General features: G+C 75.0%; 19 protein-coding genes and 1 rRNA gene. 4 read left to right on the top strand and 16 right to left on the bottom strand.

Annotation, left to right across the window (positions count from 1 at the left end):
* Positions 1 to 151 precede the first annotated feature (151 nt).
* The 4 genes from ald to ACI2LW_RS22995 form a co-directional block, all read right to left on the bottom strand.
* The gene (ald, locus tag ACI2LW_RS23010) at positions 152 to 1276 is read right to left on the bottom strand and encodes an alanine dehydrogenase (protein ID WP_404733087.1); all 1125 of its coding nucleotides are present in this window, start codon (positions 1274 to 1276) and stop codon (positions 152 to 154) included.
* A gap of 136 nt (positions 1277 to 1412) precedes the next feature.
* Positions 1413 to 3500: a tetratricopeptide repeat protein gene (locus ACI2LW_RS23005; protein ID WP_404733086.1), complete on the bottom strand. Its 2088-nt coding sequence runs from the start codon at positions 3498 to 3500 to the stop codon at positions 1413 to 1415.
* A 171-nt stretch (positions 3501 to 3671) separates the two neighbouring features.
* Positions 3672 to 4298, bottom strand: coding sequence for an NUDIX domain-containing protein (locus ACI2LW_RS23000; RefSeq protein ID WP_404733085.1), 627 nt, complete (start codon positions 4296 to 4298; stop codon positions 3672 to 3674).
* 110 nt (positions 4299 to 4408) lie between these two features.
* Complete coding sequence (locus ACI2LW_RS22995; RefSeq protein ID WP_404733084.1) at positions 4409 to 6076, bottom strand: CTP synthase; 1668 nt, start codon at positions 6074 to 6076, stop codon at positions 4409 to 4411.
* Positions 6077 to 6594: 518 nt separating this feature from the next.
* On the opposite strand from ACI2LW_RS22995, the gene ACI2LW_RS22990 reads away from it, so the two are divergent.
* Both ACI2LW_RS22990 and ACI2LW_RS22985 read left to right on the top strand, forming a co-directional pair.
* Positions 6595 to 8397: a glycoside hydrolase family 15 protein gene (locus ACI2LW_RS22990; protein WP_404733176.1), complete on the top strand. Its 1803-nt coding sequence runs from the start codon at positions 6595 to 6597 to the stop codon at positions 8395 to 8397.
* 240 nt (positions 8398 to 8637) lie between these two features.
* The gene (locus ACI2LW_RS22985; protein WP_404733175.1) at positions 8638 to 10299 is read left to right on the top strand and encodes a PucR family transcriptional regulator; all 1662 of its coding nucleotides are present in this window, start codon (positions 8638 to 8640) and stop codon (positions 10297 to 10299) included.
* Positions 10300 to 10902: 603 nt separating this feature from the next.
* On the opposite strand, the gene ACI2LW_RS22980 is transcribed toward ACI2LW_RS22985, so the two are convergent.
* The 6 genes from ACI2LW_RS22980 to ACI2LW_RS22955 form a co-directional block, all read right to left on the bottom strand.
* A complete protein-coding gene (locus ACI2LW_RS22980; RefSeq protein ID WP_404733083.1) occupies positions 10903 to 12036 on the bottom strand; it encodes a glycosyltransferase family 4 protein in 1134 nt (377 codons plus the stop codon).
* 239 nt (positions 12037 to 12275) lie between these two features.
* Positions 12276 to 13109 carry a hypothetical protein gene (locus tag ACI2LW_RS22975; RefSeq protein WP_404733082.1) on the bottom strand — a complete coding sequence of 278 codons (834 nt, stop codon included), beginning with the start codon at positions 13107 to 13109 and terminating at the stop codon, positions 12276 to 12278.
* 19 nt (positions 13110 to 13128) lie between these two features.
* A complete protein-coding gene (gene recN, locus ACI2LW_RS22970) occupies positions 13129 to 14871 on the bottom strand; it encodes a DNA repair protein RecN (RefSeq protein WP_404733081.1) in 1743 nt (580 codons plus the stop codon).
* A 224-nt stretch (positions 14872 to 15095) separates the two neighbouring features.
* Positions 15096 to 16001 carry an NAD kinase gene (locus ACI2LW_RS22965; protein WP_404733080.1) on the bottom strand — a complete coding sequence of 302 codons (906 nt, stop codon included), beginning with the start codon at positions 15999 to 16001 and terminating at the stop codon, positions 15096 to 15098.
* Positions 15998 to 16813, bottom strand: a complete 816-nt coding sequence (locus tag ACI2LW_RS22960; protein WP_404733079.1) for a hemolysin — start codon at positions 16811 to 16813, stop codon at positions 15998 to 16000. The genes ACI2LW_RS22965 and ACI2LW_RS22960 overlap by 4 nt, the downstream gene beginning before the upstream one ends.
* A gap of 7 nt (positions 16814 to 16820) precedes the next feature.
* Entirely contained in the window at positions 16821 to 17189 is a 369-nt protein-coding gene (locus ACI2LW_RS22955) for a hypothetical protein (RefSeq protein WP_404733078.1), read from the bottom strand.
* Positions 17190 to 17231: 42 nt separating this feature from the next.
* Here ACI2LW_RS22955 and ACI2LW_RS22950 point away from each other — a divergent pair, with 42 nt between their 5' ends.
* The gene (locus ACI2LW_RS22950) at positions 17232 to 17579 is read left to right on the top strand and encodes a sterol-binding protein (protein WP_404733077.1); all 348 of its coding nucleotides are present in this window, start codon (positions 17232 to 17234) and stop codon (positions 17577 to 17579) included.
* On the opposite strand, the gene ACI2LW_RS22945 is transcribed toward ACI2LW_RS22950, so the two are convergent.
* The 4 genes from ACI2LW_RS22945 to ACI2LW_RS22930 all read right to left on the bottom strand — a co-directional run bounded on the left by ACI2LW_RS22945 (position 17563) and on the right by ACI2LW_RS22930 (position 21870).
* Positions 17563 to 18444, bottom strand: a complete 882-nt coding sequence (locus ACI2LW_RS22945) for an ABC transporter ATP-binding protein (protein WP_404733076.1) — start codon at positions 18442 to 18444, stop codon at positions 17563 to 17565. The two genes, ACI2LW_RS22950 and ACI2LW_RS22945, sit on opposite strands and share 17 nt — an antisense overlap.
* Positions 18441 to 19460 carry a FecCD family ABC transporter permease gene (locus ACI2LW_RS22940; RefSeq protein ID WP_404733174.1) on the bottom strand — a complete coding sequence of 340 codons (1020 nt, stop codon included), beginning with the start codon at positions 19458 to 19460 and terminating at the stop codon, positions 18441 to 18443. Before ACI2LW_RS22940 ends, ACI2LW_RS22945 begins: the two co-directional genes overlap by 4 nt.
* Positions 19461 to 19615: 155 nt before the next feature.
* Positions 19616 to 20659 carry a FecCD family ABC transporter permease gene (locus tag ACI2LW_RS22935; RefSeq protein WP_404733075.1) on the bottom strand — a complete coding sequence of 348 codons (1044 nt, stop codon included), beginning with the start codon at positions 20657 to 20659 and terminating at the stop codon, positions 19616 to 19618.
* A 176-nt stretch (positions 20660 to 20835) separates the two neighbouring features.
* On the bottom strand, positions 20836 to 21870 hold the full coding sequence (locus tag ACI2LW_RS22930) for an HAD hydrolase-like protein (protein WP_404733074.1): 1035 nt from the start codon (positions 21868 to 21870) through the stop codon (positions 20836 to 20838).
* A 72-nt stretch (positions 21871 to 21942) separates the two neighbouring features.
* Between ACI2LW_RS22930 and ACI2LW_RS22925 the strand changes: the two genes are divergently transcribed.
* Entirely contained in the window at positions 21943 to 23235 is a 1293-nt protein-coding gene (locus tag ACI2LW_RS22925; protein WP_404733073.1) for a DUF1015 domain-containing protein, read from the top strand.
* Positions 23236 to 23331: 96 nt separating this feature from the next.
* Here ACI2LW_RS22925 and ACI2LW_RS22920 read toward each other — a convergent pair whose 3' ends face one another.
* Both ACI2LW_RS22920 and rrf read right to left on the bottom strand, forming a co-directional pair.
* On the bottom strand, positions 23332 to 24165 hold the full coding sequence (locus ACI2LW_RS22920) for a hypothetical protein (protein ID WP_404733173.1): 834 nt from the start codon (positions 24163 to 24165) through the stop codon (positions 23332 to 23334).
* Between the two features lie 1292 nt (positions 24166 to 25457).
* Positions 25458 to 25549: ribosomal RNA gene (gene rrf, locus ACI2LW_RS22915) — 5S ribosomal RNA — on the bottom strand; the annotation flags it as partial.

The following is a 25549-nucleotide window of genomic DNA, read 5'->3' as shown; positions in this document are numbered from 1 at the left end:
TGAATCGGTCGAACGGTTGCTTTCGAGGCGAGTTGACCGGCGGCGGCGAAGTGACCATACACACAGCCGGCCGGACCTCGTCGGGCAAGGTCCGGCCGGGTGGGCGTGGTTGGCACGCCGTGTTGACGTATCGCCTTCGCGGAAAGGCGACTTAGCCGAGCAGGGTCTCCAGCTCCACGTGCTCCAGGCCGTGCGCCTCGGCGACCTCGCGGTAAGTCACCTTGCCGTCGTGGGTGTTGAGGCCCTTGGCCAGCGCGGCGTCGCGGCGCAGCGCCTCCACCCAGCCGCGGTTGGCCAGTTCGACGATGTACGGCAGCGTGGCGTTGGTCAGTGCGTAGGTGGAGGTGTTGGGCACCGCGCCGGGCATGTTGGCGACGCAGTAGAACACCGACTGGTGGACCTGGAAGGTCGGCTCGGCGTGCGTGGTCGGGTGGGAGTCCTCGAAGCAGCCGCCCTGGTCGATCGCGATGTCGACAAGGACACTTCCGGCCTTCATCCGGGACACCAGCTCGTTGGTGACCAGCTTGGGGGCCTTGGCGCCCGGGATCAGGACGGCGCCGACCACGAGGTCGGCCTCGAGGCAGGCCTTCTCGAGCTCGAAGGCGTTGGAGACGACGGTCTGGATCTTCGTGCCGAAGATCTTGTCCGCCTCCTTGAGCTTGTTGATGTCCTTGTCCAGCAGGGTCACGTGGAAGCCCAGGCCGATGGCGATCTGCGCCGCGTTCCACCCCGACACGCCGCCCCCGATGATGACCGCCTTGCCGGCCGGCACGCCCGGGACCCCGCCCGGCAGCACCCCGCGTCCGCCGGCGGCGCGCATCAGGTGGTACGCGCCGACCTGCGGGGCGAGCCGGCCCGCGACCTCGGACATGGGGGCGAGCAGCGGCAGGGCGCGGCTGGGCAGCTCGACCGTCTCGTAGGCGATCGCGGTGGTGCCGGACTCCAGCAGGGCGTCCGTGCACTCCTTGGACGCGGCCAGGTGCAGGTAGGTGAAGAGGATCTGGTCCTTGCGCAGACGGTGGTACTCCTCGGCGACCGGCTCCTTGACCTTCAGCAGCAGGTCGGCGGAGGCCCAGACCTCGTCGGCCGTCTCCAGGATCCGGGCGCCGGCCGAGACGTACTCCTCGTCCGGGATCGAGGAGCCCACGCCGGCGTTCCGCTCGACGACCACCTGATGCCCGTTGCGCACCAGCTCGTGCACGCCGGCGGGGGTGATCGCCACCCGGAACTCGTTGTTCTTGACCTCGCGGGGGATGCCGACCTTCACGTCGATCACGGTCCTTGGCTCAGGGAAATGTGGGGCAATACAAGACGTACCCCGGCACGCACGGGCATACCAGGAGACACCGCAGGAGAACGAGCGGCAGGGCCAGTCTAATGAAGGCGTTCTCGCTGTCTAGCCTTTCATTGCATCAATCTTCAGTGGATGCACTACGGATTTCGCAGGCGTTAGCCCCGGATTCCGGTTGTGTGCCCTCCGGGTCCGGCCCGGTGACCGGCTCGATCCCGTCGCCGAGCATGCGCCGCGCGGCCCCGCGGTGCAGGGCCGCCGCCGTCGGGTCGCCCAGCCGCTCCAGGGTGTCGGCGAGCCGCAGCTGCAGCGCGGCCTGCAGCCGCGTGTCCCCGGCGCGGCGGGCCCACTCCACCGCCTCCTGGCAGGTGCGCAGGCAGTCCTCGTGCCGTCCCGCGTACTCCTGCACCCGGGCCAGCTCGCTCAACGCCCGCGCGTGCGCGGGGACATCGCCCGACCTGCGGTGCGCCGCGACCGCCGCCCGCCAGTTGCGCAGCGCCTCGCCGTACCGGCCGGCGTAGGTGTGGGCGGCGGCGATCCGCCCGTACAGCCGGGCGGCGTCCTCGTGCTCCCCGCGCGCCAGGCGCTGGGCCAGGGCCCGGCCGAACCAGTCGGCCGCCCGGTCGTGGTCCCCGAGCTCCTGGTGCGCGCTGCCTACGGATTCCATCGCGCGGCCGGTCGCGTAGGGGTCGTTCGCCTCGCGTCCGGCGTCCAGCGCGGCCCGGTAGCGGGCGAGCGCCTCGGCGGTCCGGCCGGTGCGGGCGTCCAGGTCGGCGAGGTTCAGCAGGGCGGCGGCCTTCTCCCGGGGGAGCCGCTGCCGCTCGGCCACGTCCAGCACCAGGCGGTGGACTCCGTACAGGTCGGGCGCGGCGGCCCGGGTGCCGATGTGCGCGACCATCGCCCGGACCAGCTGGGACAGCAGCCGGCGGGCCAGGGTGTCGAGCCCGCCGTCGGCGACCGCGAGGCGGGCGGCGGCGAGCAGGGCGGGCCGGCGCACGCCAAGCCACTCGGCGGCGGCGCGCGGGGTGGCGAAGCGCAGGGCCGGGGGCAGGTTCTTGAGCCGCTCGCGGCTGTCGGGGTCGTCGGTCTCGGTGATCGCGCGGCAGGACTGCAGCAGCCGTACCGTGCGCTCCAGCATCCGGGCGCGGGCCAGCTGGAGCTCGGCGGGGCGGTCCTGGCGCCCGGCGAGGGCGGCCAGCAGGGGGTGCAGGCAGCCGGGGACCTCGTAGCGCGGCAGCGGGCCGGGCACGGCGCGCAGCAGGCCGAGGGCGGCGAAGTCGTCGCACAGTCCCCGGGCGCTGTCGACCGAGCAGCCGGCCAGCGCCGAGGCGGTGTGCGGATCGACGTCGCCGGCCGGGGCCAGGGCCAGCAGGCGCAGGGTCCGGGCGGCGGAGGCGGACAGGCCGGCGTGCACCAGCCGCAGCACCCTGCTGAGCGCCGTGCCCTCCTCGGGGTCGGCGTGCAACTGCTTGGCGAGGTCGGCGACGGCCGCCTGGGGGTGGGCGGCGAGCCACCCGCCGGCCAGGGCGAGGGCGGCGGGCTGGCCCTCGCAGACCTCCACCAGGCTCTCGGCGGCACGCGGGTCGACGGTGATCCGCACCGGGTCGATGCGGTGGGCCAGCAGTTCCAGGCCGGACTTGGTGTCCAGGCCGCCCAGGGTGCAGGGGCGCACGTCGGCGATGCCGGTGAGCGGGCCCCGGGAGACCGCGACGAGCAGGCAGCCGGCGTCGTCCGGCAGCAGCGCGTCGACCTGTCCGGCGCCGGCCGCGTCGTCGAGCAGCAGCAGCGCCCGGCGGCCGGCGAGGGCGTCGCGCAGGGCGGCGGTCAGGTCGTCCTCGGCGGCGCCCGGCGGGGCCGGCAGGCCGAGGGCGGTGAGCAGGTCGCGCGCGGCGCGCTCGACCGGTACCGGAGTGCCGTCGGGCTCGGTGAGCCTGGCCCGCAGCACCCCGTCGGGGTAACGGTCCGCGACCCGCCGTACCAGCTCCTCGGCAAGCGACGTACGGCCGGAGCCTGGGCGGCCCGCGATGAGCAGCACACGCGCGCGGGGGGCCTTGCGACCGGAGAGGGTGTCGAGACCGGCCCGCTCGATGTCCTCGCGCAGCTCCTTCAACTCGCGTGTGCGGCCCAGGAACAGGCGGGTCGTGGGCGCGGTGAACAGGTCCTCGCCGGACAGGTCCACGCCCTCCGCGTCCACCGCCTGATCCGCCACGGGCCACACTCCCGTCCACCGCACGCGCAAGCCCGCCGGGACTCCGGTCCGGGCGTTTCCAGAGCCTAGTTCACGCTCTGCGACGTTCCGGGACGAGCGCGGCGGTCACATCGCCCGATCGGATCAGGCGATGGTCACACCGCAGTGCCGGGCGGTGGGGCCCCGCCGGGTTCACGCGTCGAAGGGACGCGCCGGCCAGGGCGCCCCGGCCGGGCGCAGCGCGTCCAGGCCGTCGCCCTGCCGGGCGGCCAGGAGGGACAGGACGCCCACCACGAGGCAGTTGTTGTGCAGCTCACCCGCGAGCACCCCGCGCACCAGCTCCTCGACGGGCACGCGCGCGAGTTCCATGTCCGTCTCCTCGTGCTCGGCCGCGAAGCGCTCGCCCTCCGCCTCCGACAGCTCGCGGGCCAGGAAGATCCGCACTGCCTCGTCGCAGCCGCCGGGGCTGGTGTACACGTCGGTCAGCACCCGCCAGTCCTCGGCCTTGACGTGCGCCTCCTCGTACAGCTCGCGCTGGGCGGCGTGCAGCGGGTTCTCCCCGGGGACGTCGAGCAGCCCGGCCGGGATCTCCCACAGCCGCTGCCGCACGGGGTGGCGGTACTGGCGGACGAGCAGGACCCGGTCCTCGGCGTCCAGGGCGAGCACGGCCACCGACCCGGGGTGCACCTGGTAGTCGCGGCGCGCCACCGAACCGTCGGGCATGACCACGTCGTCGGTGCGGACCGAGGTCTTGTTCCCGGTGAAGGGGGTCGCGGTCGCCCGGATCTCCCACTCCTCGGGAATGTCCTTGATCGTCATGCCCTGTCCTTCCACACGTGCTGGGGACGTACAAGAGGTGACCGGCCGCAATGCGAACCGGGGTGCCCGCCTTTGAAGGTTTGCACCCCGGCAACCGTACAACTGGTGTGTTACTTGGAGTTCTTCCGCTCGACCGCGGCCTTGACCAGGCCGGCGAACAGCGGGTGCGGACGGGTCGGCCGCGAGCGCAGCTCGGGGTGCGCCTGCGTGGCGACCAGGTACGGGTGGACGTCGCGCGGGTACTCGACGTACTCGACGAGCTTGCCGTCCGGCGAGGTGCCGGAGAAGACGATGCCCGCCTTCTTCTCCAGCTCGGCCCGGTAGGCGTTGTTCACCTCGTAGCGGTGGCGGTGCCGCTCCTCGACGTACTCCTTGCCGTCGTGGACCTCGCGCACGATCGAGCCCTCGGCCAGCTTGGCCGGGTACATGCCGAGCCGCATGGTGCCGCCCATGTCGCCCTCGCCGGCCACGATGTCGAGCTGCTCGGCCATGGTGGAGATCACCGGGTGGGCGGTGGCCGGGTCGAACTCGGTGGAGTTGGCGTCGGAGATCCCGGCCAGGTTGCGCGCGGCCTCGATCACGATGCACTGCAGGCCCAGGCACAGGCCGAGCAGCGGGATGCGGTTCTCCCGGGCGTAGCGGATGGCGCCCACCTTGCCGAGCACGCCGCGGTCGCCGAAGCCGCCCGGGATGCAGATGGCGTCCACGTCCCCGAGCTGCTGCTGGGCGCCCGCCGGGGTCTTGCAGTCGTCCGAGGTGACCCACTTGATCTTCACCCGGGCCCGGTTGGCGAAGCCGCCCGCGCGCAGCGCCTCGGTGACCGACAGATAGGCGTCGGGCAGGTCGATGTACTTGCCGACCAGCGCGAGGGTGATCTCGTGCTCGGGGTTGTGGACCCGGTCGAGCAGGTCGTCCCAGGTCGTCCAGTCCACGTCGCGGAAGGGCAGGTCCAGCTTGCGCACGACGTAGGCGTCCAGGCCCTCGGAGTGCACGACCTTGGGGATGTCGTAGATCGAGCGGGCGTCGGGGCAGGCCACCACGGCGGCCTCGTCGACGTCGCACATCAGGGAGATCTTGCGCTTGATCGCGGTGGGCACCTCGCGGTCGCAGCGCAGCACGATCGCGTCCGGCTGGATGCCGATGTTGCGCAGGGCCGCAACCGAGTGCTGGGTCGGCTTCGTCTTCAGCTCTCCCGACGGCCCGATGTAGGGAAGGAGGGAGATGTGGACGACGAACACGTTGTCCCGGCCGACCTCGTGGCGGACCTGGCGGACGGTCTCCAGGAACGGCAGGGACTCGATGTCGCCGACCGTGCCGCCGACCTCCGTGATGACCACGTCCACCTCGTCGGTGGCCATGCGGCGGATGCGGTGCTTGATCTCGTTGGTGATGTGCGGGATGACCTGCACCGTGTCGCCGAGGTACTCGCCGCGCCGCTCCTTGGCGATGACCGTGGAGTACACCTGGCCGGTGGTGACGTTGGCGGTGCCGTCCAGGTCGCGGTCGAGGAAGCGCTCGTAGTGGCCGATGTCCAGGTCGGTCTCGGCGCCGTCGTTGGTGACGAACACCTCACCGTGCTGGAAGGGGTTCATCGTGCCCGGGTCGACGTTCAGGTACGGGTCGAGCTTCTGCATCACGACACGCAAACCCCGGGCCTTGAGCAGCATGCCGAGGCTCGAGGCGGTGAGACCCTTGCCGAGCGAGGAGGCGACACCCCCGGTGACGAAGATGTGCTTGGTCGTCGTGGCTGTGCTGTTTCGGAAAGCAGCGGGCGGCATGGCCAAGAGGGGGCTCCCGTGGTCGCGGTTTGTCGTGCGGTACGGCGGTCCGGCCCGGGAGACCCGGGTTGTCCGGCGGAGGTGCCGTCGCTGCGGTTCGGGGGTTTCGAGCCCACCGGTCCACGGGCTACCAGGGTATCAGCGCCGGAGGGGGATGGCTCCCGGCCACGCTCCGCGCACGCCCCGCCACCGTCGCGTACCGCGCTCGGCGCGCGCGCCCGTGGCTCACCCGATCGGCGCATGCACGTTGCCCGGAGCGGCACGCACATCATCTACGTGCGTCGTATCCTGCTCGGACACTCGCTGCCGAGCCCGGCCGGCACCACGGCACCACCCCCGCCCGAAGCCACCGGAACAACGAGAGCTCGTCAGTTCGTTGAGCAAAGGTTGTCGTTCTGCCGCCATGACTGACCGGCGGCTTTGCCTCACCTCTCGACGACGCATTACAACCACCCCTTGACCGCACTAGCGACAGCCCCTTCGCGGGGTGTGACGTGGCCGTTCGACTGGAGTTGCACGTGGCCGGGCGCATCGAAGACTACGCACTCATCGGAGACATGCAGACCGCTGCCCTGGTCTGCCGGGACGGCACGGTCGACTGGCTGTGCCTGCCCCGCTTCGACTCGCACGCCATCTTCGCCGGTCTGCTGGGCAACGAGGAGCACGGCTTCTGGCGGCTCGGCCCGGCCCACGCCGCCGGCACCGAGCCCCCGGCCGCGGCCCGGCGCAGCTACCGCGGCGACTCGCTGATCCTGGAGTCGGAGTGGGACACCCCGCGCGGCACGGTCCGCGTGACCGACTTCATGCCCCCGCGCGACGGCGCCCCCCAGCTGATCCGCGTCGTCGAGGGCGTCTCGGGCCGGGTGCCGATGCGCTCGTCGCTGCGCATGCGCTTCTCCTACGGCCGGATCGTCCCCTGGGTGCACCGGTACGAGACGCGGACGGTCGCGGTCGCGGGCCCGGACTCCGTGTGGTTCGACACACCCGTGGAGACCTACGGCAAGGCGCTGACCACGTACGCGGACTTCACGGTCGCTCCCGGTGACCGGATCGCGTTCACCATCTCCTGGCAGCCCTCGCACAAGGAGGCCCCGCCGCTGCCCGAGCCGGAGCAGTCGCTGGAGGCGACGGAGGAGTTCTGGCGCGAGTGGGTCGGGCACTGTACGTACCACGGCCCCTACCGGGAGGCCGTGATCCGCTCCCTGATCACCCTGAAGGCCCTGACGTACGCCCCCACGGGCGGGATCGTCGCGGCCCCCACCACCTCCCTGCCCGAGGACATCGGCGGCGTCCGCAACTGGGACTACCGCTACACCTGGCTGCGGGACGCGGCGATCACCCTGTCCTCGCTGCTGCGCACCGGCTACCGCGAGGAGGCCCGTGCCTGGCGCGAGTGGCTGCTGCGCGCGGTGGCCGGCGACCCCGAGAACCTGCAGATCATGTACGGCATCGCCGGCGAGCGGGAACTCGGCGAGGCGGAGCTGGACTGGCTGCCCGGCTACGAGAACTCCGCCCCGGTCCGGGTCGGCAACGGCGCGGCCCACCAGCTCCAGCTGGACGTCTACGGCGAGGTCACCGAGGCCCTGCACCTGGCCCACATGACCGGCCTGGCCCGCAACGACTACGCCTCGCTGCTCCAGCTCAAGCTGATCCGCTACCTGGAGAAGCACTGGCAGGAGCCGGACGAGGGCATCTGGGAGGTGCGCGGCCCGCGCCGCCATTTCGTGCACTCCAAGGTCATGGCGTGGGTCGCGGTGGACCGCACGATCAAGCTGATGGAGTCCGGGGACGTGGACGGCCCGCTGGAGCGGTGGAAGGAGCTGCGCGAGGAGATCCACCGGGACGTGTGCGAGAAGGGCTACGACAAGGAGCGCAACACCTTCACCCAGTCCTACGGCTCGCGCGAGCTGGACGCCTCCTTGCTGCTCATCCCGCAGATGGGCTTCCTGCCCCCGGACGACAAGCGGGTGATCGGCACCATCGAGGCGATCCAGCGGGAGCTGTCCACCCCGGACGGCTTCATCCTGCGCTACCCCACCTCGGGCGACCACGAGGGCGTGGACGGCCTCCCCGGCGACGAGGGCGCCTTCCTGGCCTGCTCGTTCTGGATGGCCGACGACCTGGCGATGATCGGCCGCGTCGACGAGGCGAGGAAGCTGTTCGAGAAGCTGCTGTCGCTGCGCAACGACCTGGGCCTGCTCGCCGAGGAGTGGGACCCGCGCCTGAAGCGCCAGGTGGGCAACTTCCCCCAGGCCTTCAGCCACGTGCCCCTGATCGACACGGCGCTGCGCCTGACGGCGAGCGGCGCCTACGGGGGCTGACCGCCGCCCGGCTCCGCCGCCCCGGCGACCGGGGCGCGTGGGGACTGGCGGGTGCGGGGCGGCAATCGCCCCGCACCGCCGCGCGCCGGCCCGCCCGCGTGCCGCCCGGGCCGGTCCCACCCCGCGCCCGCCCCGCACCCGCCCGGCGCCCGCGCCGCGCACCCGGCCCTGTCCCGGCCGCATTCGTGCAGGTAGCGTCCTCGCATGGACCGCATGGACCGCATGGACCGCATGGACCGCATGGACCGCAGATTCGACACGGAGGGCGCCGGCATCACCGTGCAGCGCGCCCTGGAACTGCCCGGCCTGCGCAGCGGCCTGCCCGAGGTCCTCGCCGGAGCCGACCGGCTCAGCCGGACCGTGCGCTGGGTGCACGCCGGCGAGGTCCCCAACATCGCCTCCCTCCTCAAGGGCGGCGAGCTGCTGCTCACCACCGGATACGGCCTCGGCACCCGCCCCGCCGACCAGCGCGCCTTCGTCCGCACCCTCGCCGACCGCGGCATCGCGGCCCTGGTGATCGAGCTGGGGCCCCGCTTCGCCCGGCTGCCCGCGGCCGTGGTGGAAACCGCGCGCGCCACCGGTCTCCCGCTCGTCCAGCTGCACCGCGAGGTGCCCTTCGTGACGGTCACCGAGGAGATCCACACCGAGATCGTCAACGGCCACTACGCCCTGCTCCAGCGCGCCGAGGAGGTGCACCGCCGCTGCACCGAGGCCCTGCTCGGCGGCGGCGGGGTCCCGCAGGTGCTCGGCATCCTCGCCGACTTCGCCGGCAACCCGGTCTTCCTGGAGAACCCGGACGGGCAACTGCTGTTCGCGGCCGGCTCCGGCCCCGAGGGCGCCGACCCGCTCCAGGTCTGGGAGGGGCTGCGCGGCCAGCACAAGCAGACCCCGCCGCCGGCCGGCTCGGTCCTGGTGGACGTACCCGGCGGCGGCCCCGGCACCGGCTCGGTCCGCGCCCGCCTGGTGCTGCTGCCGGTCCGCTCGCCGCTCGCACCGGTGCACCGGATGGCCGCCGAGCGCACGGCGGGCATCCTGGCCGTGGTGCTGATGCAGGCACGGCAGGAGGAGGAGCTCGCGGCCCGCGGGCGCGGCGACTTCCTCACCGACCTCGCCGAGGGGCGGATCGCCCCGGAGGACGCGCCCGCGCAGGCCCGCGTCCTCGGCTTCAGGCCGGGCGCCGGTCCGCTGCTGCCGGTGGTGATGCGGCTGGGCGACGCCCTCGCGCCCGGCGGCGGCTGGGCGGTGCTGGCGCGTGCCGTGTCCGAGGAGCTGGCCGCGGTCGGCGTGCCGGTGCTGCTGGGGGTGCGGCCCGTCGAGGGGCGGGTGCCGCTGCTGGTCGGGCTGCGCTCGGAGGCGGAGCGCCCCGCGGTCGCCGACCGGGTCGCGGCGGCACTGCGCGCCGGGGTGGAGCGGGCGGGGATGGGGCACCCGGCCGCCGCCCCGGGCGCCACTGGCAGGGGGTACCCCCAGCCGCCGGTCGTGGTGGTCGGCGTGGCGGGGAGCTGGGCGGCGGCCTCCGCGGGGCTGCGGCACGCGGCGGAGGCGGCAACGGCGGCCCAGGGGCTGCCGGAGCGGCCCTGGTACGACGCCCGCCGCCTCGACATCGACCTGCTGCTGTGGCGGCTGCGCGGCCACCCGGACCTCGCGGCCTTCGTGGACCGCGCGATCGGCCCGGTGCTGGAGCACGACGCCCGCTCCAGACCGCCGCTGCTGCCGACCCTCCAGACGTATCTGGCGCACGCCGGCCGCAAGGCGGAGACCGCCCGGGAGCTGCATCTGAACCGGCAGACCCTCTACAACCGCCTGGCCCGCATCGGGGAGTTGCTGGGCACCGACCTGGACGACCCGCAGACCGTGCTGGCACTGAGCCTCGCCCTACGGGCCCGCCGCCACGTGCCCTAGGCGGCCCGGCCCCGGCCCGGGCCACCGGGGGCCGGGCCAGGCCCCGGTCGGCCCGGCTCTGTCCGGCCCGGCCCCGGTCGGCCCGGCCCCGGCCGGCCCGGCTCCCGACGTCCGGGCTCCCGTCCGGCCCCGCTCGGCCCGGCTCCCATCCGGCCAACCCCGGCCGACCCGGCCCCGGCCGGCCCGACTCCGTCTGGCCCCGGCCTCGGTCGGCCCGGCTCCGGCGAGCCCGGCTCTGTTCGGCCCGGCCCCGGTCGGGCCCAGCTCCCATCCAGCCCGGCCCCACTCGGCCCGACTCCATCCGGCCCGGCCCCGGTCGGCCCGACTCCATCCGGCCCGGCCCCGATCGAGCCGGCTCCCATCCGACCCGGCCCCGCTGGGCCCAGCTACTGTCCGGCCCAGCCCAGCCCCGGCCGACCCCGCTCCCGTCGGCTCGGCTCCCGTCCGGCCTCGCTCGGGCCCGGCCCCGCTCGGGCCCGGCCCCGCTCGGGCCCGGCCCCGCTCGGGCCGAGCTCCCGTCCGGCCCAACCCCATCCGACCCGGCCCCGGCCGGCCCGGCTCCCGTCGGCCGGGGTGCCGTCCGGGCCCGGTCGGGTCCGGCTCCTAGGGGAGCGGTCGGGGCTGGGTCAGCTCGTCGTAGACGCTGAGGACCTGGGCGACGGTCTCGTCCTCGGTGGGCCAGGTGGCCGCCTGCCGGGCGCCCTCCTCGCGCAGCGCCCGGCAGCGTCCGGGGTCGCCGAGCAGCCGTACCACGGCGGCGGCGAACGCCTCCGGGTCCCGGTGCGGGACGAGTTCAGCCGCCTCGCCCACGAGTTCGGTGACGGAGCCGGTCCGCGCGGCGACCAGCGGCACGCGCGCGTGCAGGGCCTCCTGGGCGAGGACGGAGCGGGCCTCCGGGCTCTCCGGCAGCAGCGCCAGATCGGCCGCCGCGAGCAGGTCGCCGACGTCGTCGCGGCGGCCGAGGAGCCGCACCGGCAGCTCCTCGGCCTCGATCCGCCGTCGCAGCGCCGTACGCAGCGGCCCCTCCCCCGCGATCACCAGCAGCGGCACCGGGTCCAGCAGCAGCCGCCAGGCCCGGGCGGCGTCCAGCAGGAGGTCGTGGCCCCGGTACGGGTTCAGGGAGCCCACGGCGATGAGCAACGGGCGCTCGGTGGCGCCGAGTTCGGCCCGCAGCTTGGAGGGCGGCGGGTCCGGGCGCGGGCGGCCGGGGCGGGGCCGGGGCACGGCCACCGCGGCGAGCCGGGCGTCGCGTGCTCCCCTGCGCCGGGCCCGGTCCACGAGCGCGGAGGTGGTGCCGAGCACCACGGTGGCCGCCTTCGCCACGCGCCGCTCCAGCACCCGCAGCAGGTGGGCGCGCGGACCTTCGGCGTGGGCGTGGTTGTGCCAGGTGACGACGAGCGGGGTGTGCCGTCCGCTGAGCGCCAGGGCGGCCCGGAAGGAGGCGTGCAGCCCGTGCGCGTGGACGAGGTCGGCGTCCGCGCAGGCCGTCCGCAGCGCGGCCACGGACACCGGGTCGCTGCTGCGCGGCACATGGACGTGGGCGGCGCCGGCCCGGGTGAACCCGTAGACGCGGTCGGCCTCCGCGGGGGCGCACACCGTCACCCGTACGCCCCGCGCGACCAGGCCGGCGGCCAGGGACCGCACGTGCGCGCTGCTGCCGGCGTTTCCGCCGCCCAGCACCTGCACGGTGCGCAGCGGCGACTGTCCGTGCGGTGCGGGGCTGCTGACGGGGCTCACGTGGCCGGGCTCCTGGTTCGGCGTGGAACGGTCGCCGGACGATCACTCGACGGGCGCTGGACGATCACGGGGAAACGTACCGGGGGTGGAACGGGGAGCGGGCACCGGACCGGGCGGCCCGGCCGTGCGCGCTTCCGCCGCGTGCCGGCCCCAGCCCCAAGGATGCCAGTACGTACGGGTGTTCCGGGGCCGTCCGGGGCGGTGAGGGCCGGGACGACGGGCCGCCACACCGCTCTCATTCACTCACACGAGTGAAAGTGGGGTACGGCCCCGCGCACGGAGTCGCACGATGTGAGACGGCGCGCGGGGCGCCCTCCCCGGGTCCACGGCGCACGGGCGAGCGCGCTCACCCTCTCGCCGCACGCGGCCGCCGCCAGCACCGCCGCGGTGTGGGCGAGCAGACCGCGGCGCCCCTCGCGTGCCACCGCGGCGGCGCCCAGCGCCGCGCCCAGGGCGTGCGCCCCGGTGTCGCCGAGCATCGTCCGTTCGGCGAGGTCGCCGGGCAGTACGGCCGCGGCGGCGCCCGCCACGGCGGCGGCCGCCCGCGCGTCCGGCCCGCCGCGCAGCAGCCCGGGCGCCGCGAGGGCGAGCACCAGGCCGGCGGCCCGGCCCGGACGTACGTCCACGAGGTTCACCGCGTGCGCGGTCCCGGCGATCACCACGCCCGCCAGCGCCTTGTCCCACGGCCGCCGGCCGAGGACCGCGCCGGCCACCGCCCCCGCCGCCGAGACGCCGAACAACTTGACGGCGCCGCTGGTGACTTCGCCCCGCCGGAGCGCGCCGAGGTGGGCCCGGAACCCGCGGCGCGGGTCGCCGGCCCCGGCGATGTCGTCGTAGGCCCCGCAGGCGCCGGCGGCCAGGACGGCCAGTGCGGCGGCCGGGTGCAGCCGCACGGCGCCGGCCGCGGCGGCGAGGGTGGCCGCGGGGCCGGAGTACAGCCCCACGCTCCGCCCCGCGTGGTTGCGGCGTTCCCAGCGTGCGCGGCCGCCCGGGGCCGCGGCCCGCAGGGCGGCGGTCGCGGTGCCGGTGAGGACGGCGGCCGACGCGAAGGAGGTGACGGGACGGGAGATCATCCCGCCACCCTACGCACCGCTACAGGTCGGCCCGGGCCGAGGCGAGCAGTTCCTCGGCGTGGGCCCGCGCCGTCTCGGAGTCCTCCTGCCCGGCCAGCATCCGCGACAGCTCGCGGATGCGGTCCTCGCCCTCGAGCACCTTCACGCCCGACCGGGTCACCGACCCGTCGTCGGTCTTCTCCACCAGCAGCTGCCGGTCGGCGAAGGCCGCCACCTGCGGCAGATGCGTGACCACGACGACCTGGGCGGTCCTGGCCAGCCGGGCGAGCCGGCGGCCGATCTCCACGGCCGCCTTGCCGCCGACGCCCGCGTCGACCTCGTCGAACAGATACGTCGGCACCGGGTCCGTGCCGGCGAAGACGACCTCGACGGCCAGCATCACCCGCGACAGCTCACCGCCCGAGGCGCCCTTGGCGATCGGCCGCGGCGGTGCGCCCGGATGGGGGGCGAGCAGCAGCTCGACCTCGTCCACGCCGGACGGGCCGTAGGCCACGGTACGGCCGCCGACCTCGACGCCGTCGGGGTCCTCGGTCTGGCGCAGCGCGAACGACACGCGTGCGTGGGGCATGGCGAGCGAGGCCAGCTCGGCGGTCACGGCGGCCGCGAACCGCTCCGCGGCCTGGGTCCGGGCGTCCGTCAGGGCCTGCGCCAGACCGCCGAGTTCGGCGCGCAGCGCGTCCCGCTCGGCGGTCAGCTCCCCGATCCGCGAGTCGTCGCCCTCGAGTTCGGTCAGCCGTGCGGCGCCGCGCTCCGCCCAGGCGAGCACTTCATTGACGTCCTGGCCGTACTTGCGGGTGAGCGCGGTCAGCGCGGCCCTGCGCTCCTCCACGGCCGCCAGGCGCAGCGGGTCGGCGTCCAGGTCGTCGGCGTAGCCCGCCAGCTCCCCGGCGACGTCCCCGAGCAGGATGCCGATCTCGCCGATGCGGTCGGCCAGCGCGGCGAGGGCCGGATCGTGCGAGCGCACGGCCTCCAGGGCCCGCTGGGCGCCCGCGACCAGGGTGGCCGCGTCGATGCCCTCGGGGTCCTCCGGATTGCCCGCGAGCGCGGCGTGCGCGGCGGTCGCGGCGGACGACAGTGCCTCGGCGTGCCCGAGCCGCTCCGCCTCCTCGGCCAGCTCGGCGTCCTCCCCGGCGCGCGGTTCGACCCCGGCGATCTCCTCGAGGCCGTAGCGCAGCATGTCGGCCTCCTGGGCCCGCTCCCGCGCGCGCGTGGTGATCTCCTCGAGCTCCGCGGAGACGGCCCGCAGCCGCTTGTAGGCCTCGGCGTACTTGGCCAGCGGCACGGCGACGGCGTCGCCCGCGTACCGGTCGAGCGCCTGCCGCTGCCGGGACAGCTTCAGCAGCCCCTGCTGGTCGGTCTGCCCGTGCACGGCCACCAGGTCGTCGGCGAGCTCGGCGAGCAGCCCGACGGGCACGCTCCGCCCGCCCAGGTGCGCCCTGGAGCGCCCCTCGGCGGAAACGGTACGGCTGATCAGCAGCGCACCGTCATCGAGCTCGGCGCCCGCCTCCTCGGCCCGTACGGCGGCGGAGGCGTCCGCGGGGACGGTGACCCGTCCCTCCACGACCGCCTTGCCGGCCCCGATCCGCACGAGCGCCGGGTCGGCGCGCCCGCCCAGCAGCAGCCCCAGACTGGTGACCACCATGGTCTTGCCCGCGCCCGTCTCACCGGTGACGGCGGTGAAGCCGGGTGACAGCTCGACGACCGCGTCGTCGATCACCCCGAGCGACCGTATCCGCATCTCCTCCAACACGACCCCGACCATACGAGGTTTTGCTCGCCTCGCGCGACGCGCCCCACCCGACCGACGGCGCCCGGGGCCGTGACCTGCCGGGCAGGCCGCTCTTTCACCGGTGCGACCCCGCCCGTGCGGGGGCGGGACCCCGCCCGTGCGGGGACGGTCCGGCGGTCGCCGTCACGGACGGGACCCGGACGCGGTGCTCCCCGCGGCCGCGGGGCCAGGAGCCGCGCCCGGGCCCGGTCCTCCGGCTAGTGCGGCGCGCCGCGCCAGCCGGAGACCGGCAGCGCGAACTTGGCCACCAGGCGGTCCGTGAAGGAGGCGTGGTGCAGCCGGGCCAGGCGCACGGGCACCGCCCCGCGCCGGACCTCGACCCTCGCCCCGGCGGGCAGTTCCACGGTGCGCCGGCCGTCGCACCACAGCACGCCCGGCGGGACGTGCGGCAGCACCTCGACGGCCAGCACCGAGTCCGGCGAGGTCACGAGCGGCTTGGCGAACAGCGCGTGCGCGGAGATCGGCACCATCAGCAGCGCCTCCACCTCCGGCCACACCACGGGCCCGCCCGCGGAGAAGGCGTAGGCGGTCGAGCCGGTGGGCGTCGCGCACACGATGCCGTCGCAGCCGAACCCGGTGACCGGCCGCCCGTCGATCTCCAGGACCACCTCGAGCATCCGCTCGGCGGACACCTTCTGCACGGCGGCCTCGTTCAGCGCCCAGTCGGTGTGCACGATGTCCCCGTTGCGGTGCACGACCACGTCGACGGTCATGCGCTCCTCGACCTCGTAGGCGCGGCTGACCACCCGGTCGACGACCTTGTCCAGGTCGTCCCGCTCGGCCTCGGCGAGGAAGCCGACCCGTCCCAGGTTCACCCCCAGCATCGGCACCCCGGAGGCGCGGGCGAACTCGGCGCCGCGCAGCAGCGTGCCGTCGCCGCCGAGCACGATCAGCAGTTCGCAGCCGTCCAGGCACTGCGGGGTGGCCTCCTTGACCAGCTCCACCTCGTCCGGCAGCGGCAGGTCGGCGGCCTCCGCCTCCAGGACGCGGACCCCGATCCCGGACCGCAGCAGCCCCTTGACCACCAGCTCGGCACTGCGGATGGCGGCGGTCCGCCCGGTGTGCGCGAGCAGGAAAACGGTTCGCGCTCGGTTCTGTGTCAACGCGGCCCCTCCGCCACTGCACGGTCAACGTCGGCCGGGTCCAGGGCGGGCGCCCCGGCACGCAGCCACAGAAAGTACTCGACGTTCCCGGACGGCCCGGGCAGCGGGCTGGCGGTGACACCGTTCACCCCGAGCCCCAGTTCCCACGCCTTGTCCGCGACGCCGCGCACGGCCTCCGCCCGCAGCTGCGGACTCCGTACGACACCCCCGCTGCCCAGCCGCTCCTTTCCCACCTCGAACTGCGGCTTGACCATCATCACCAGATCGGCGTCCGGTTTCACGCACCGCACCAGGGCGGGCAGCACCAGGCCGAGCGGGATGAACGACAGATCCCCCACGACAAGATCCACAGGCTCCCCATCGATCGCCTCGAGCGTCAACTCGCGTACGTTCGTACGGTCCTTGACGGTGACGCGTTCATCGTTGCGGAGAGACCAGGCGAGTTGTCCGTATCCGACGTCCACGGCGACGACGTGGGCGGCGCCCGCGCGCAGCAGCACGTCGGTGAAGCCGCCGGTGGACGCGCCGGCGTCCAGCGCCCGCCGTCCCTCGACGACGAGCCCGGCCGGCCCGAAGGCCTTGAGCGCGCCGGCGAGTTTGTGCCCGCCCCGGGAGACGTAGTCGGGGTCGCTGTCGTCGGCGGTCACCACGATGGCGGCGGCGGTCTCCACCTGGGTGGCGGGCTTGGTCGCGACGGTCTTGCCGACGGTGACCCGCCCGGCGGCGATCAGCTGGCTCGCGTGCTCGCGCGAGCGCGCGAGCCTGCGGCGGACCAGCTCCGCGTCCAGACGGCGGCGTGCGACTCCTGCCACGTTCGGTTCAGCTCCTGTGTCGGTACGGCGGTGCGGGTGCGGGGGGCGCCGGAGGTCCCGGGCGGGTGTCGAGCGCGGTCAGCGCGTCGCGCAGCCCCCGGTGTACATCCTCGTACACCTCCACGTGGCCGTCGGTGGCGAGGTGGTCCGCGTCGCCGAGCCGCTCCAGCGCCGCGTCCACATCGGCGTCGCCGGTGGGGGTGCGCACGATCCCCAGGGGGGCGGGCGCGGCGGGGTCGTGCTCCGGCGCGTCGGCCTCGCGCCCCGGCACGCCGGGCTCGTCGCGTGGCGCGGCGGGGCCCGCCGGGCCGGCGGCCGCGGGTGCCTGCGCCGGATGCTCCGCCGGGACGTCCGTCTCGGTCACAGAGTCGCTCATGCCCAGACGCTACCGCGAAGCCCTGGGGTACCGTCGGTCGCGATGGCCACGATCGAGGAGTGCCGCAGCGCACTCGAGAAGCTCTCGGACAACATGGCGAACGCGGAGGGGGACGTCCGCGAGGCGACGGCGCTCGACCGCTCGGTGAGCTGCCACGTCATGGACCTGGACGTCACTTTCGTGGGCCGGCTGACCGGTGGCCGGGTCGAGGTGCGGGAGACCGTGCCGGGCCCGCCGCCGCAGAAGGCCCAGATCCGGCTGGCCATGGCCGGCGACGACCTGGTCGCGCTGGTCGGCGGCGAGCTGAACTTCGCCACCGCCTGGGGCTCGGGCCGGGTGCGGCTGGAGGCGAGCCTGGTGGACCTGTTCCGCCTCAGGAAGCTTCTGTAGCGGCGGGCCGCCGTACGCCGCCGGGCGCGGCGCCGGACCGTGCCCGGCGCGCCGCCGGCACCACCAGCGGGGTGCCCGTCTCGGGGTCCTCGACGACCTGGCAGCGCAGTCCGAAGACCTCCTCCACCAAGGCGGCCGTCACGATGTCGCCGGGCGCCCCCTCGGCGACGACCCGGCCCTCGCGCAGCGCGATCAGGTGGGTGGCGTAGCGGGCGGCGTGGTTGAGGTCGTGCAGCACGGCCACGAGCGTGCGGCCCTGCTCCTCGTGCAGCTCGGCGCACAGGTCGAGGACGTCGATCTGGTGCTGGATGTCCAGGTACGTCGTCGGCTCGTCGAGCAGCAGCAGCGGCGTCCGCTGGGCGAGGGCCATGGCGATCCACACGCGCTGGCGCTGGCCGCCGGACAGCTCGTCGACGTACCGCTCGGCGAGCGCGCTCACTCCGGTGCGCTCCATGGACTCCCGCACCACCCGCTCGTCCTCGGCCGACCACTGCCGCAGCAGCCCCTGGTGCGGGTAGCGGCCCCGGCCCACCAGGTCGGCCACGGTGATGCCGTCGGGCGCGATCGAGGACTGCGGCAGCAGCCCGAGCGTCCGGGCGACCTTCTTGGCCGGCAGCGACTGGATGACCTGCCCGTCCAGCAGCACCCGGCCCTCGCTGGGCCGGAGCATCCGGGACAGGGCCCGCAGCAGCGTGGACTTGCCGCAGGCGTTGGGGCCGACGATCACCGTGAAGGAGCCGTCCGGGATGGCGACCGACAGCCGCTCGGCGATGACGCGCTGGTCGTAGGCGAGGGTGACGTTGTCGGCGGACAGGCGGTTCACGGTGCTCCTCGGATCGTTCACTGCGGTGGCGCGGGCGCTCATATCCGCCCCCTCCTGCGCTCGGTGACCAGCAGCCACAGCAGGTAGAGGCCGCCGAGTACGCCGGTGACCACGCCCACGGGCAGCTGGTCGGCGCCGAAGGCGCGCTGGGCGGCCCAGTCGGCGGTGACCAGCAGGGCGGCGCCCATGCACAGCGAGGGCACCAGGTTCGGGCCGGGCGAGCGGGTGAGGCGGCGGGCGAGCTGCGGGGCGGTCAGGGCGACGAAGCCGACGGGGCCGGCGGCGGCGGTCGCGGCCGCGGTCAGCAGGACGGCCGCGACCATCAGCACCAGCCGTACCCGCTCCACGCGCACCCCCAGGGCGTGGGAGACGTCGTCGCCCATCTCCAGCATCCGCAGCCCGCGCGCGTTGGCCAGCACCAACGGGACGAGCACCGCGCACAGGGCGGACAGCGGGCCGACCTGGGTCCAGTCGCGGCCGTTGAGGGAGCCGGTCATCCACACCACGGCGCGGGCGGCGTCGACGAAGTCGGCCTTGGTGACGAGGTAGCCGTTGACCGCGGTGGCGACGGCCGACACGCCGATGCCGACCAGGACCAGCCGGTAGCCGTGCACGCCCTGCTTCCAGGCCAGGAGGTGGACGGCCAGGCCGGTCAGCAGGCCGCCGCCCAGCGCTCCGAGGGTGACCGCGGTGGCGCTGCCCGAGAACAGCACGATCACCACCAGCGCGCCGGCCGTGGCGCCCTGGGTCAGGCCGAGCACGTCGGGGCTGCCGAGCGGATTGCGGGAGACGGACTGGAACAGCGCCCCGCCCAGCCCCAGGCAGGCGCCGACCAGCAGCCCGACCAGCACGCGCGGCAGCCGCAGCTCCCGGACGACGAACCGCTGGACCGGGCTGCCGCCGCCGGTGAGCGCCCTGAGCACGTCGGGCGCGGGGACGGCGAGGTCGCCGGTGCCGATGAGCACGACACTCGCGGCGAGCGCGGCGGCCACCAGCGCCACGACGACCACGCAGGCGCGGACGTCGACGCGGACGGACAGCCCGCCCGGGACGCGCAGGGCGCGGACGGTGCGCGGGGCGCGGCTGTCACCGGGACCGCTGGTGTCGCGGGAGCCGGGCGTGTCGCGGGCCTCGCGGGTGTCCGGGTGCGGGGCGGCGCGCGGGGCGGGGGTGGCACGCGGGTCCGGGGTGGCGCGCGGGGCGCGGGGGGTCCTCACAGCCGGGCCGTCCCGCGCCGCCGTACCAGCAGGATGAACACCGGGCCGCCGATGATCGCGGTGACCACCCCGACCTGCACCTCGGCGGGGCGGGCGGCGATCCGCCCGAGCACGTCCGCGCCGAGCAGCAGCACGGGCGACAGGACCGCCGTGAAGGGCAGGATCCAGCGCAGGTCGGGGCCGGTGAAGGAGCGCACCACGTGCGGGACCATCAGGCCGACGAAGACGATCGGACCGCAGGCGGCGGTCGCGGCTCCGCACAGCACGGTCGCGGCGAGCATGGACAGGGCCCGGGTGCGGTGGAGGTCCGCGCCGAGGGCGCGGGCGGTGTCGTCGCCCATCGCCATGGCGTTGAGCGGCCGTGCGAGCAGCAGGGCGAGCGCGGTGCCGGCCGCGAAGAACGGCAGCACCTGGACGACGGTGGCGTTCGTCGCCGAGGCCAGGGAGCCGACCGTCCAGAAGCGCATCCTGCCCAGGGCCGCGTCATCCATGATCATCACGGCCTGGAGGTAGCCGTAGAGCGCGGCGCTCAGCGCCGTACCGGTGAGCGCGAGCCGGACCGGTGTGGCGCTCCGGCTGCCGCCGAGGAACCACACCAGCGCCCCCACGGCGGCGGCGCCGAGGAAGGCGAACCAGATGTAGCCGCTCAGGCTGCTCACACCGAACCAGGTGATGGCGGTGACGACGGCGGCGGAGGCCCCCGCGTTGATGCCGAGGATGCCCGGGTCGGCCAGCGGGTTGCGGGTCAGGGCCTGGAGGACGGCACCGGCCAGCCCGAGTCCGGCCCCCGCGAGCAGTCCGAGGACGGTGCGCGACAGCCGCTCGCCGACCACGACGTCGCCGTACGTCCCGGAGTCCTGGAACAGGCCGTGCCAGACCTGTGCCGGGGACAGTTCCTTGGCCCCGATCGCGATGCTCGCCAGCGTGACGAGCGCCAGGACCGCGACGGACAGGAGCAGCCCGGCGGCGCGCACCGCGCCGCGGTTCGGTGGCGCGGCGGCCGGCGCCGCGCGCTCTTCGGGAGGACTGTCGACCAACACGAGGTTAGGTTAGCCTACCCTCGCTGCCCATTCGACGGGGCCTCAGACGTGCCTGCTTTCCGGGGATTCCGGGGCTCCGGGACCCCGGGACTCCGTGGCTTCCGAGACCTCAGGGACTCCATGGCTTCCGGGCCTCCGTGGCTGCCGGGCCTCCGGGACCTGCGGGGACTGCGCCCTCACAGCCCCAGCCGCGCCAGCGCCTTCGCCGCGTCCAGCTCGCACGGCTCCGCGCCGCCCGCCGTCCAGGCCGCCGCGCACAGCGCCCGCAGCCCGTCCATCGGCTCCCCGTCACCGGTCAGTTCCAGCCGCCCGGCGTCCACCCGCGCCGCGGCCGTCCACCCGCCGCACCGGAAGCCCTCGCCCTCGCGGGCGGTCTCCGGCTGCCCGGTGAGCAGCCCGCGCAGATCCGCGTCGACATACGTCGGACGGTGCCGCGGGGGCGCCGCCAGCAGTTGCGCCCCGTCGGTCACCCCGGTCAGCACCAGCAGCGAGTCCACCCCGCCGTTGAACGCGCCCTCGATGTCCGTGTCCAGCCGGTCACCGACCACCAGGGGCCGCTCCGCGCCGGTCCGCAGGATCGTCTCGCGGTGCATCGGCGGCAGCGGCTTGCCCGCCACCTGCGGCCGGGCGCCCGTGACGAGCCGGACCACCTCCACCGCCGCGCCGTTGCCGGGCGCGATGCCGCGCGCTCCCGGGATCGTCAGATCGGTGTTCGACGCGAACCACGGCACGCCCCGCGCGATGGCGTAGCACGCCTCCGCGAACCGCCCCCACCGCAGCTCGGGGCCCCCGTAGCCCTGCACCACCGCCGCCGGGTCGTCGTCGGCGGACTCCACCGGCTCAAGGCCGCGCTCGCGCAGCGCCACCCGCAGCCCCTCGCCGCCGATCACCAGGACGCGCGCCCCCGGGGGCACCTGGTCGGCGATCAGCCGGGCCACCGCCTGCGCCGAGGTGACGACGTCGGACGCCTGTGCCGGTATCCCCAGCTCGGTGAGGTGCCGGGCCACCGCGTCCGGGGTGCGCAGGGCGTTGTTGGTCACGTACGCCAGACGCATGCCGCCCGAACGGGCGGTCCCGAGCGAGTCGACCGCGTGCGCGATCGCGTGACCGCCCGCGTACACCACACCGTCCAGATCGAGCAGGGCCGTGTCGTACGCCTCGCTCAGCGCCCGCGCGCTGCCCTCGGGCCTGGTCCTGACGCCCTGGCTCATTCCGCATCGCTCCTCGTCGTACCGGTTTCCCCGATCATGCCCCATGCCCACCGGCACACGTACGATGCCGGGATGAACACAGCTGGTCCCGCACCGGCCGCCACGCGCCGGGGCCTCGAACTCACCCCGTTCCGAGGCCTTCGCTACGACCCCGACCGGGTCGGCTCCCTGGCCGCCGTGACGTCCCCGCCGTACGACGTCGTCGTGCGCCCCGACGGACTGCACCACCTCCAGTCCGCGGACCCGTACAACATCGTCCGCCTGATCCTGCCGCAGGCCGGCACGCCCAGTGCCCGCAACAAGCAGGCGGCGGAGACGCTGCAGCGCTGGCTCTCCGAGGGCGTGCTGACCGCCGACCCCGAGCCGGGCCTGTACGTCTACGAGCAGCGCGACGGCGACGGCCTGCTGCAGCGCGGGCTGATCGGGGCGCTGCGCGTGTCGGACCCGGCGGAGGGCGTGGTGCTGCCGCACGAGGACGTGATGCCGCACGTGGTCGCCGACCGCGCCGCCCTGATGCGCGCCACCTGCGCCAACCTCGAGCCGCTGCTGCTCACCTACCGGGGCGACGGCTCGACCGCCGCCACCGCCATGGCCGTGGAACGCGCCGCGGAACGGCCGCCGCTGCTGTCGACGACCACGGAGGACGGCTTCAGCCACCGTCTGTGGGCCATCACGGACCCCGCCGACCTCGCCGGCATCCGGCAGGACCTGGCGCAGCACCAGGCACTGATCGCCGACGGCCACCACCGCTGGGCCACATACCGGCGTCTGCGCGCGGAGCATCCCTCCCCCAGCCCCTGGGACTACGGGCTGGTCCTCCTGGTGGACACCGCCCGCTACCCGCTGCGGGTCCGCGCCATCCACCGCCTGCTGCACGGCCTGCCGGTCCGCGACGCCCTGGCGGCCATGGACGGCCTGTTCCGGGTACGGCGCCTGGAGGTGCCCCTGCCCGAAGCCATGGAGACCCTCGCGGATGCGGCCGGGGCGGGCAACGCCTTCCTCCTCGCCGGGGACGGCGCCTTCCACCTCGTGGACCGCCCGGACCCCGCTCTGCTGGCCCGCACGGTCCCCGCCGACCGGCCCGCCGCCTGGCGCACCCTGGACGCGACGGTCCTGCACGCCGCACTGCTGGAGCATGTGTGGCGCGTCCCGGAGGACGATCCGACGCGCATCGCCTACATCCACGACACGGCCGCCACGGTGGAGAAGGCGGAACGCGACGGCGGTACGGCCGTGCTGATGCACCCGGTGCGCGAGGAGGTCGTCCGCGACCTGGCCCGCCAGGGGGTCACCATGCCCCGCAAGTCGACCTCGTTCGGGCCGAAGCCGGCGTCGGGGCTGGTGCTGCGGGCACTGGACCGGTAGGACGCCCCGGAGGGCGTCAGGGGCCGTGTGTACGGCCGGGGCCCGCGCGGCGCGGAGGCCCCGGCCGGAGCGTGACGCGCGGGCCGCGCGCTGCGATCAGCGCTCGCCGGCGTCCTCGCCCGCGTCCTCACCGGCGTCGCCGCGCGGCTTGTCGCCCTGGCCGGCGTCGCGGTGCGGCGTGCCGCTCGTGCCGCTTTCGCTGTTCTCGTCGTTCTCGTCGCCCTCGCCGCTCCGGTCGGCCTCGCCGCTCTCGTCGAGGGCGTCGGTGAACTCCACGCCGTCCAGCTCGGCCAGGCGGTCGGAGGCGTCGGTGCTGCCGTCCCGGTCCGCCTCCACGGCCTTGGCGAACCACTCGCGCGCCTCGCCCTCACGGCCGGCGGCGAGCAGTGCGTCGGCGTAGGCGTAGCGCAGCCGGGCGGTCCACGGCTGGACGGAGTTGGAGGCCAGCTCGGGGCTCTGCAGGGTCACGATGGCGGCGTCCAGCTGGCCCATGTCCCGCCGGGCGCCGGCCGCCACGAGACGCATCTCCACCTGCCCGGCCTTGTCCAGCTTGTGCACCTCCGGGGCTCCGGCCATGTCGAGCGCCTTCTCCGGCCGGCCGAGGCCGCGCTCGCAGTCGGCCATGACGGGCCACAGGTCCACCGTGCCGGTCATCCGGCGGGCGGCCCGGAACTCGGCGAGCGCCTCCGCGTACTTCTGGCTCGCGTACGCGGCGAACCCGGCCGCCTCGCGCACGGCCGCGACACGGGAGGCCAGCCGCAGGGCCACCTTCGAGTAGCCGTAGGCGGCCTCGGGGTCCTCGTCGATGAGCCGGGCGACCATCACCAGGTTCCTGGCGACGTCGTCCGCGAGCGTCTTGGGCAGGCTCTGGAGCTCCTGCCGGACGTCCTTGTCGATCTCCTCGCCGGTGACGTCCTCGGGGATCGGCAGCCGCTTGATCGGCTCGCGGTCCCGGTCGCGCTCGCGCTCGTCGCGGAAGCGGCCGCCGCCACGCCGGTCGTCACGGCCGCGGAAGCCGCCCGGGCGCCCGACGCGGTCGTCCCGCCCGTCACGACGGGGGCCCCGGCCACCGCGGTCGTCACGGTCCCGGCCGCGGAAGCCACCCCGGTCGCCGTCCCTGCGGTCGTCGCGCCGGTCGTCCCTGCGGTCGTCGCGGCGGTAGGAGGGGCCTCGGTCGTCGCGCCGGTAGGAGGAGCCTCGGTCGTCGCGCCGGTAGGAGGAGCCTCGGTCGTCGCGGCGGCCGTAGCCACCGCGGTCGCCCTCACGGCGGTGGTCGTCACCGCGGTCGTCACGACGGAAGGAGGGCCGGTCGTCGCGGCGGTCGTAGCCGCCACGGTCGTCGCGCCGGTCGTCCCTGCGGTCGTCACGACGGAAGCCGCCGCGGTCAGGGCGCTCGGCGCGCTCGGACCGGTCGTCGCGGCGGAAGCCGCCGCGGTCGTCACGGCGGCCGAAGCCGCCACGGTCGTCGCCCCGCCGGCCGTGGCCGCGGTCGTCGTCGCGGCGGGCGTAGCCACCCCGGTCGTCCTCACGGCGGGCGTAGCCGCGCTCGTCGTCCCGCCGGAAGCCGCGGCGGTCGCCGTCACGCCGGTCGTCACGCCGGTCGTCGCGGCGGCCGTAGCCGCCGCGGTCGTCGCGCCGGTCGTCCCTGCGGTCGTCGCTCCGGTCGTCGCGCCGGTAGGAGGAGCCTCGGTCGTCGCGGCGGTAGGAGGGGCGGTCGCGGTCGTCACGGCGGCCGTAGCCACCGCGGTCGCCCTCACGGCGGTGGTCGTCACCGCGGTCGTCACGACGGTAGGAGGGCCGGTCGTCGCGGCGGTCGTCACGGCGGAAGTCACCGCGCTCGGAGCGCTCACCGCCCCGGCGGTCGTCACGACGGCCGTAGCCACCTCGATCGTCGTCGCGCCGGCCGTGACCGCCCCGGTCGTCCTCGCGACGGCCGTAGCCGCGGTCGTCCTCACGGCGGCCGTGACCGCCGCGGTCGCCGCCCCGGTCGCCGCCGCGACGCGGACCGCTGCGGTATCCGCCGCGGTCTCCCCGGTCACCACCGTCCCGGCGACGCTGCTCGCGCTCCGGACGCTCGTCGGGAGAGTTGGTGGACATCGGTGACTCCTGTCTTCGGTACCGCAAAATCATCCTCGCGCGGCCGGGTACCCGGCGCGCCACAAAAAACGAAAGGACCCCTGGTCCCAGCTGAACGCTGGTGACCAGGGGTCCTTCCAAAGATTGTTCGGCGGTGTCCTACTCTCCCACAGGGTCCCCCCTGCAGTACCATCGGCGCTGTGAGGCTTAGCTTCCGGGTTCGGAATGTAACCGGGCG

The organism is Streptomyces sp. NPDC004065, assembly GCF_044903565.1.
Lineage (GTDB): Bacteria > Actinomycetota > Actinomycetes > Streptomycetales > Streptomycetaceae > Streptomyces.
Note: the sequence above shows the minus strand (reverse complement) of the source record. Positions and strands in the feature narration are given on the sequence as shown.

Bases quoted from the DNA above. Each gene is read 5' to 3' on its own strand.
- ACI2LW_RS23000 (WP_404733085.1), bottom strand. From the start codon at position 4,298: ATGACGATCAAGGACATTCCCGAGGAGTGGGAGATCCGGGCGACCGCG.
- ACI2LW_RS22945 (WP_404733076.1), bottom strand. From the start codon at position 18,444: ATGAGCGCCCGCGCCACCGCAGTGAACGATCCGAGGAGCACCGTGAAC.
- ACI2LW_RS22975 (WP_404733082.1), bottom strand. From the start codon at position 13,109: ATGATCTCCCGTCCCGTCACCTCCTTCGCGTCGGCCGCCGTCCTCACC.
- ACI2LW_RS22950 (WP_404733077.1), top strand. From the start codon at position 17,232: ATGGCCACGATCGAGGAGTGCCGCAGCGCACTCGAGAAGCTCTCGGAC.
- ACI2LW_RS22955 (WP_404733078.1), bottom strand. From the start codon at position 17,189: ATGAGCGACTCTGTGACCGAGACGGACGTCCCGGCGGAGCATCCGGCG.
- ACI2LW_RS22925 (WP_404733073.1), top strand. From the start codon at position 21,943: ATGAACACAGCTGGTCCCGCACCGGCCGCCACGCGCCGGGGCCTCGAA.
- ACI2LW_RS22985 (WP_404733175.1), top strand. From the start codon at position 8,638: ATGGACCGCAGATTCGACACGGAGGGCGCCGGCATCACCGTGCAGCGC.
- ACI2LW_RS22930 (WP_404733074.1), bottom strand. From the start codon at position 21,870: ATGAGCCAGGGCGTCAGGACCAGGCCCGAGGGCAGCGCGCGGGCGCTG.
- ACI2LW_RS22995 (WP_404733084.1), bottom strand. From the start codon at position 6,076: ATGCCGCCCGCTGCTTTCCGAAACAGCACAGCCACGACGACCAAGCAC.
- recN (WP_404733081.1), bottom strand. From the start codon at position 14,871: ATGGTCGGGGTCGTGTTGGAGGAGATGCGGATACGGTCGCTCGGGGTG.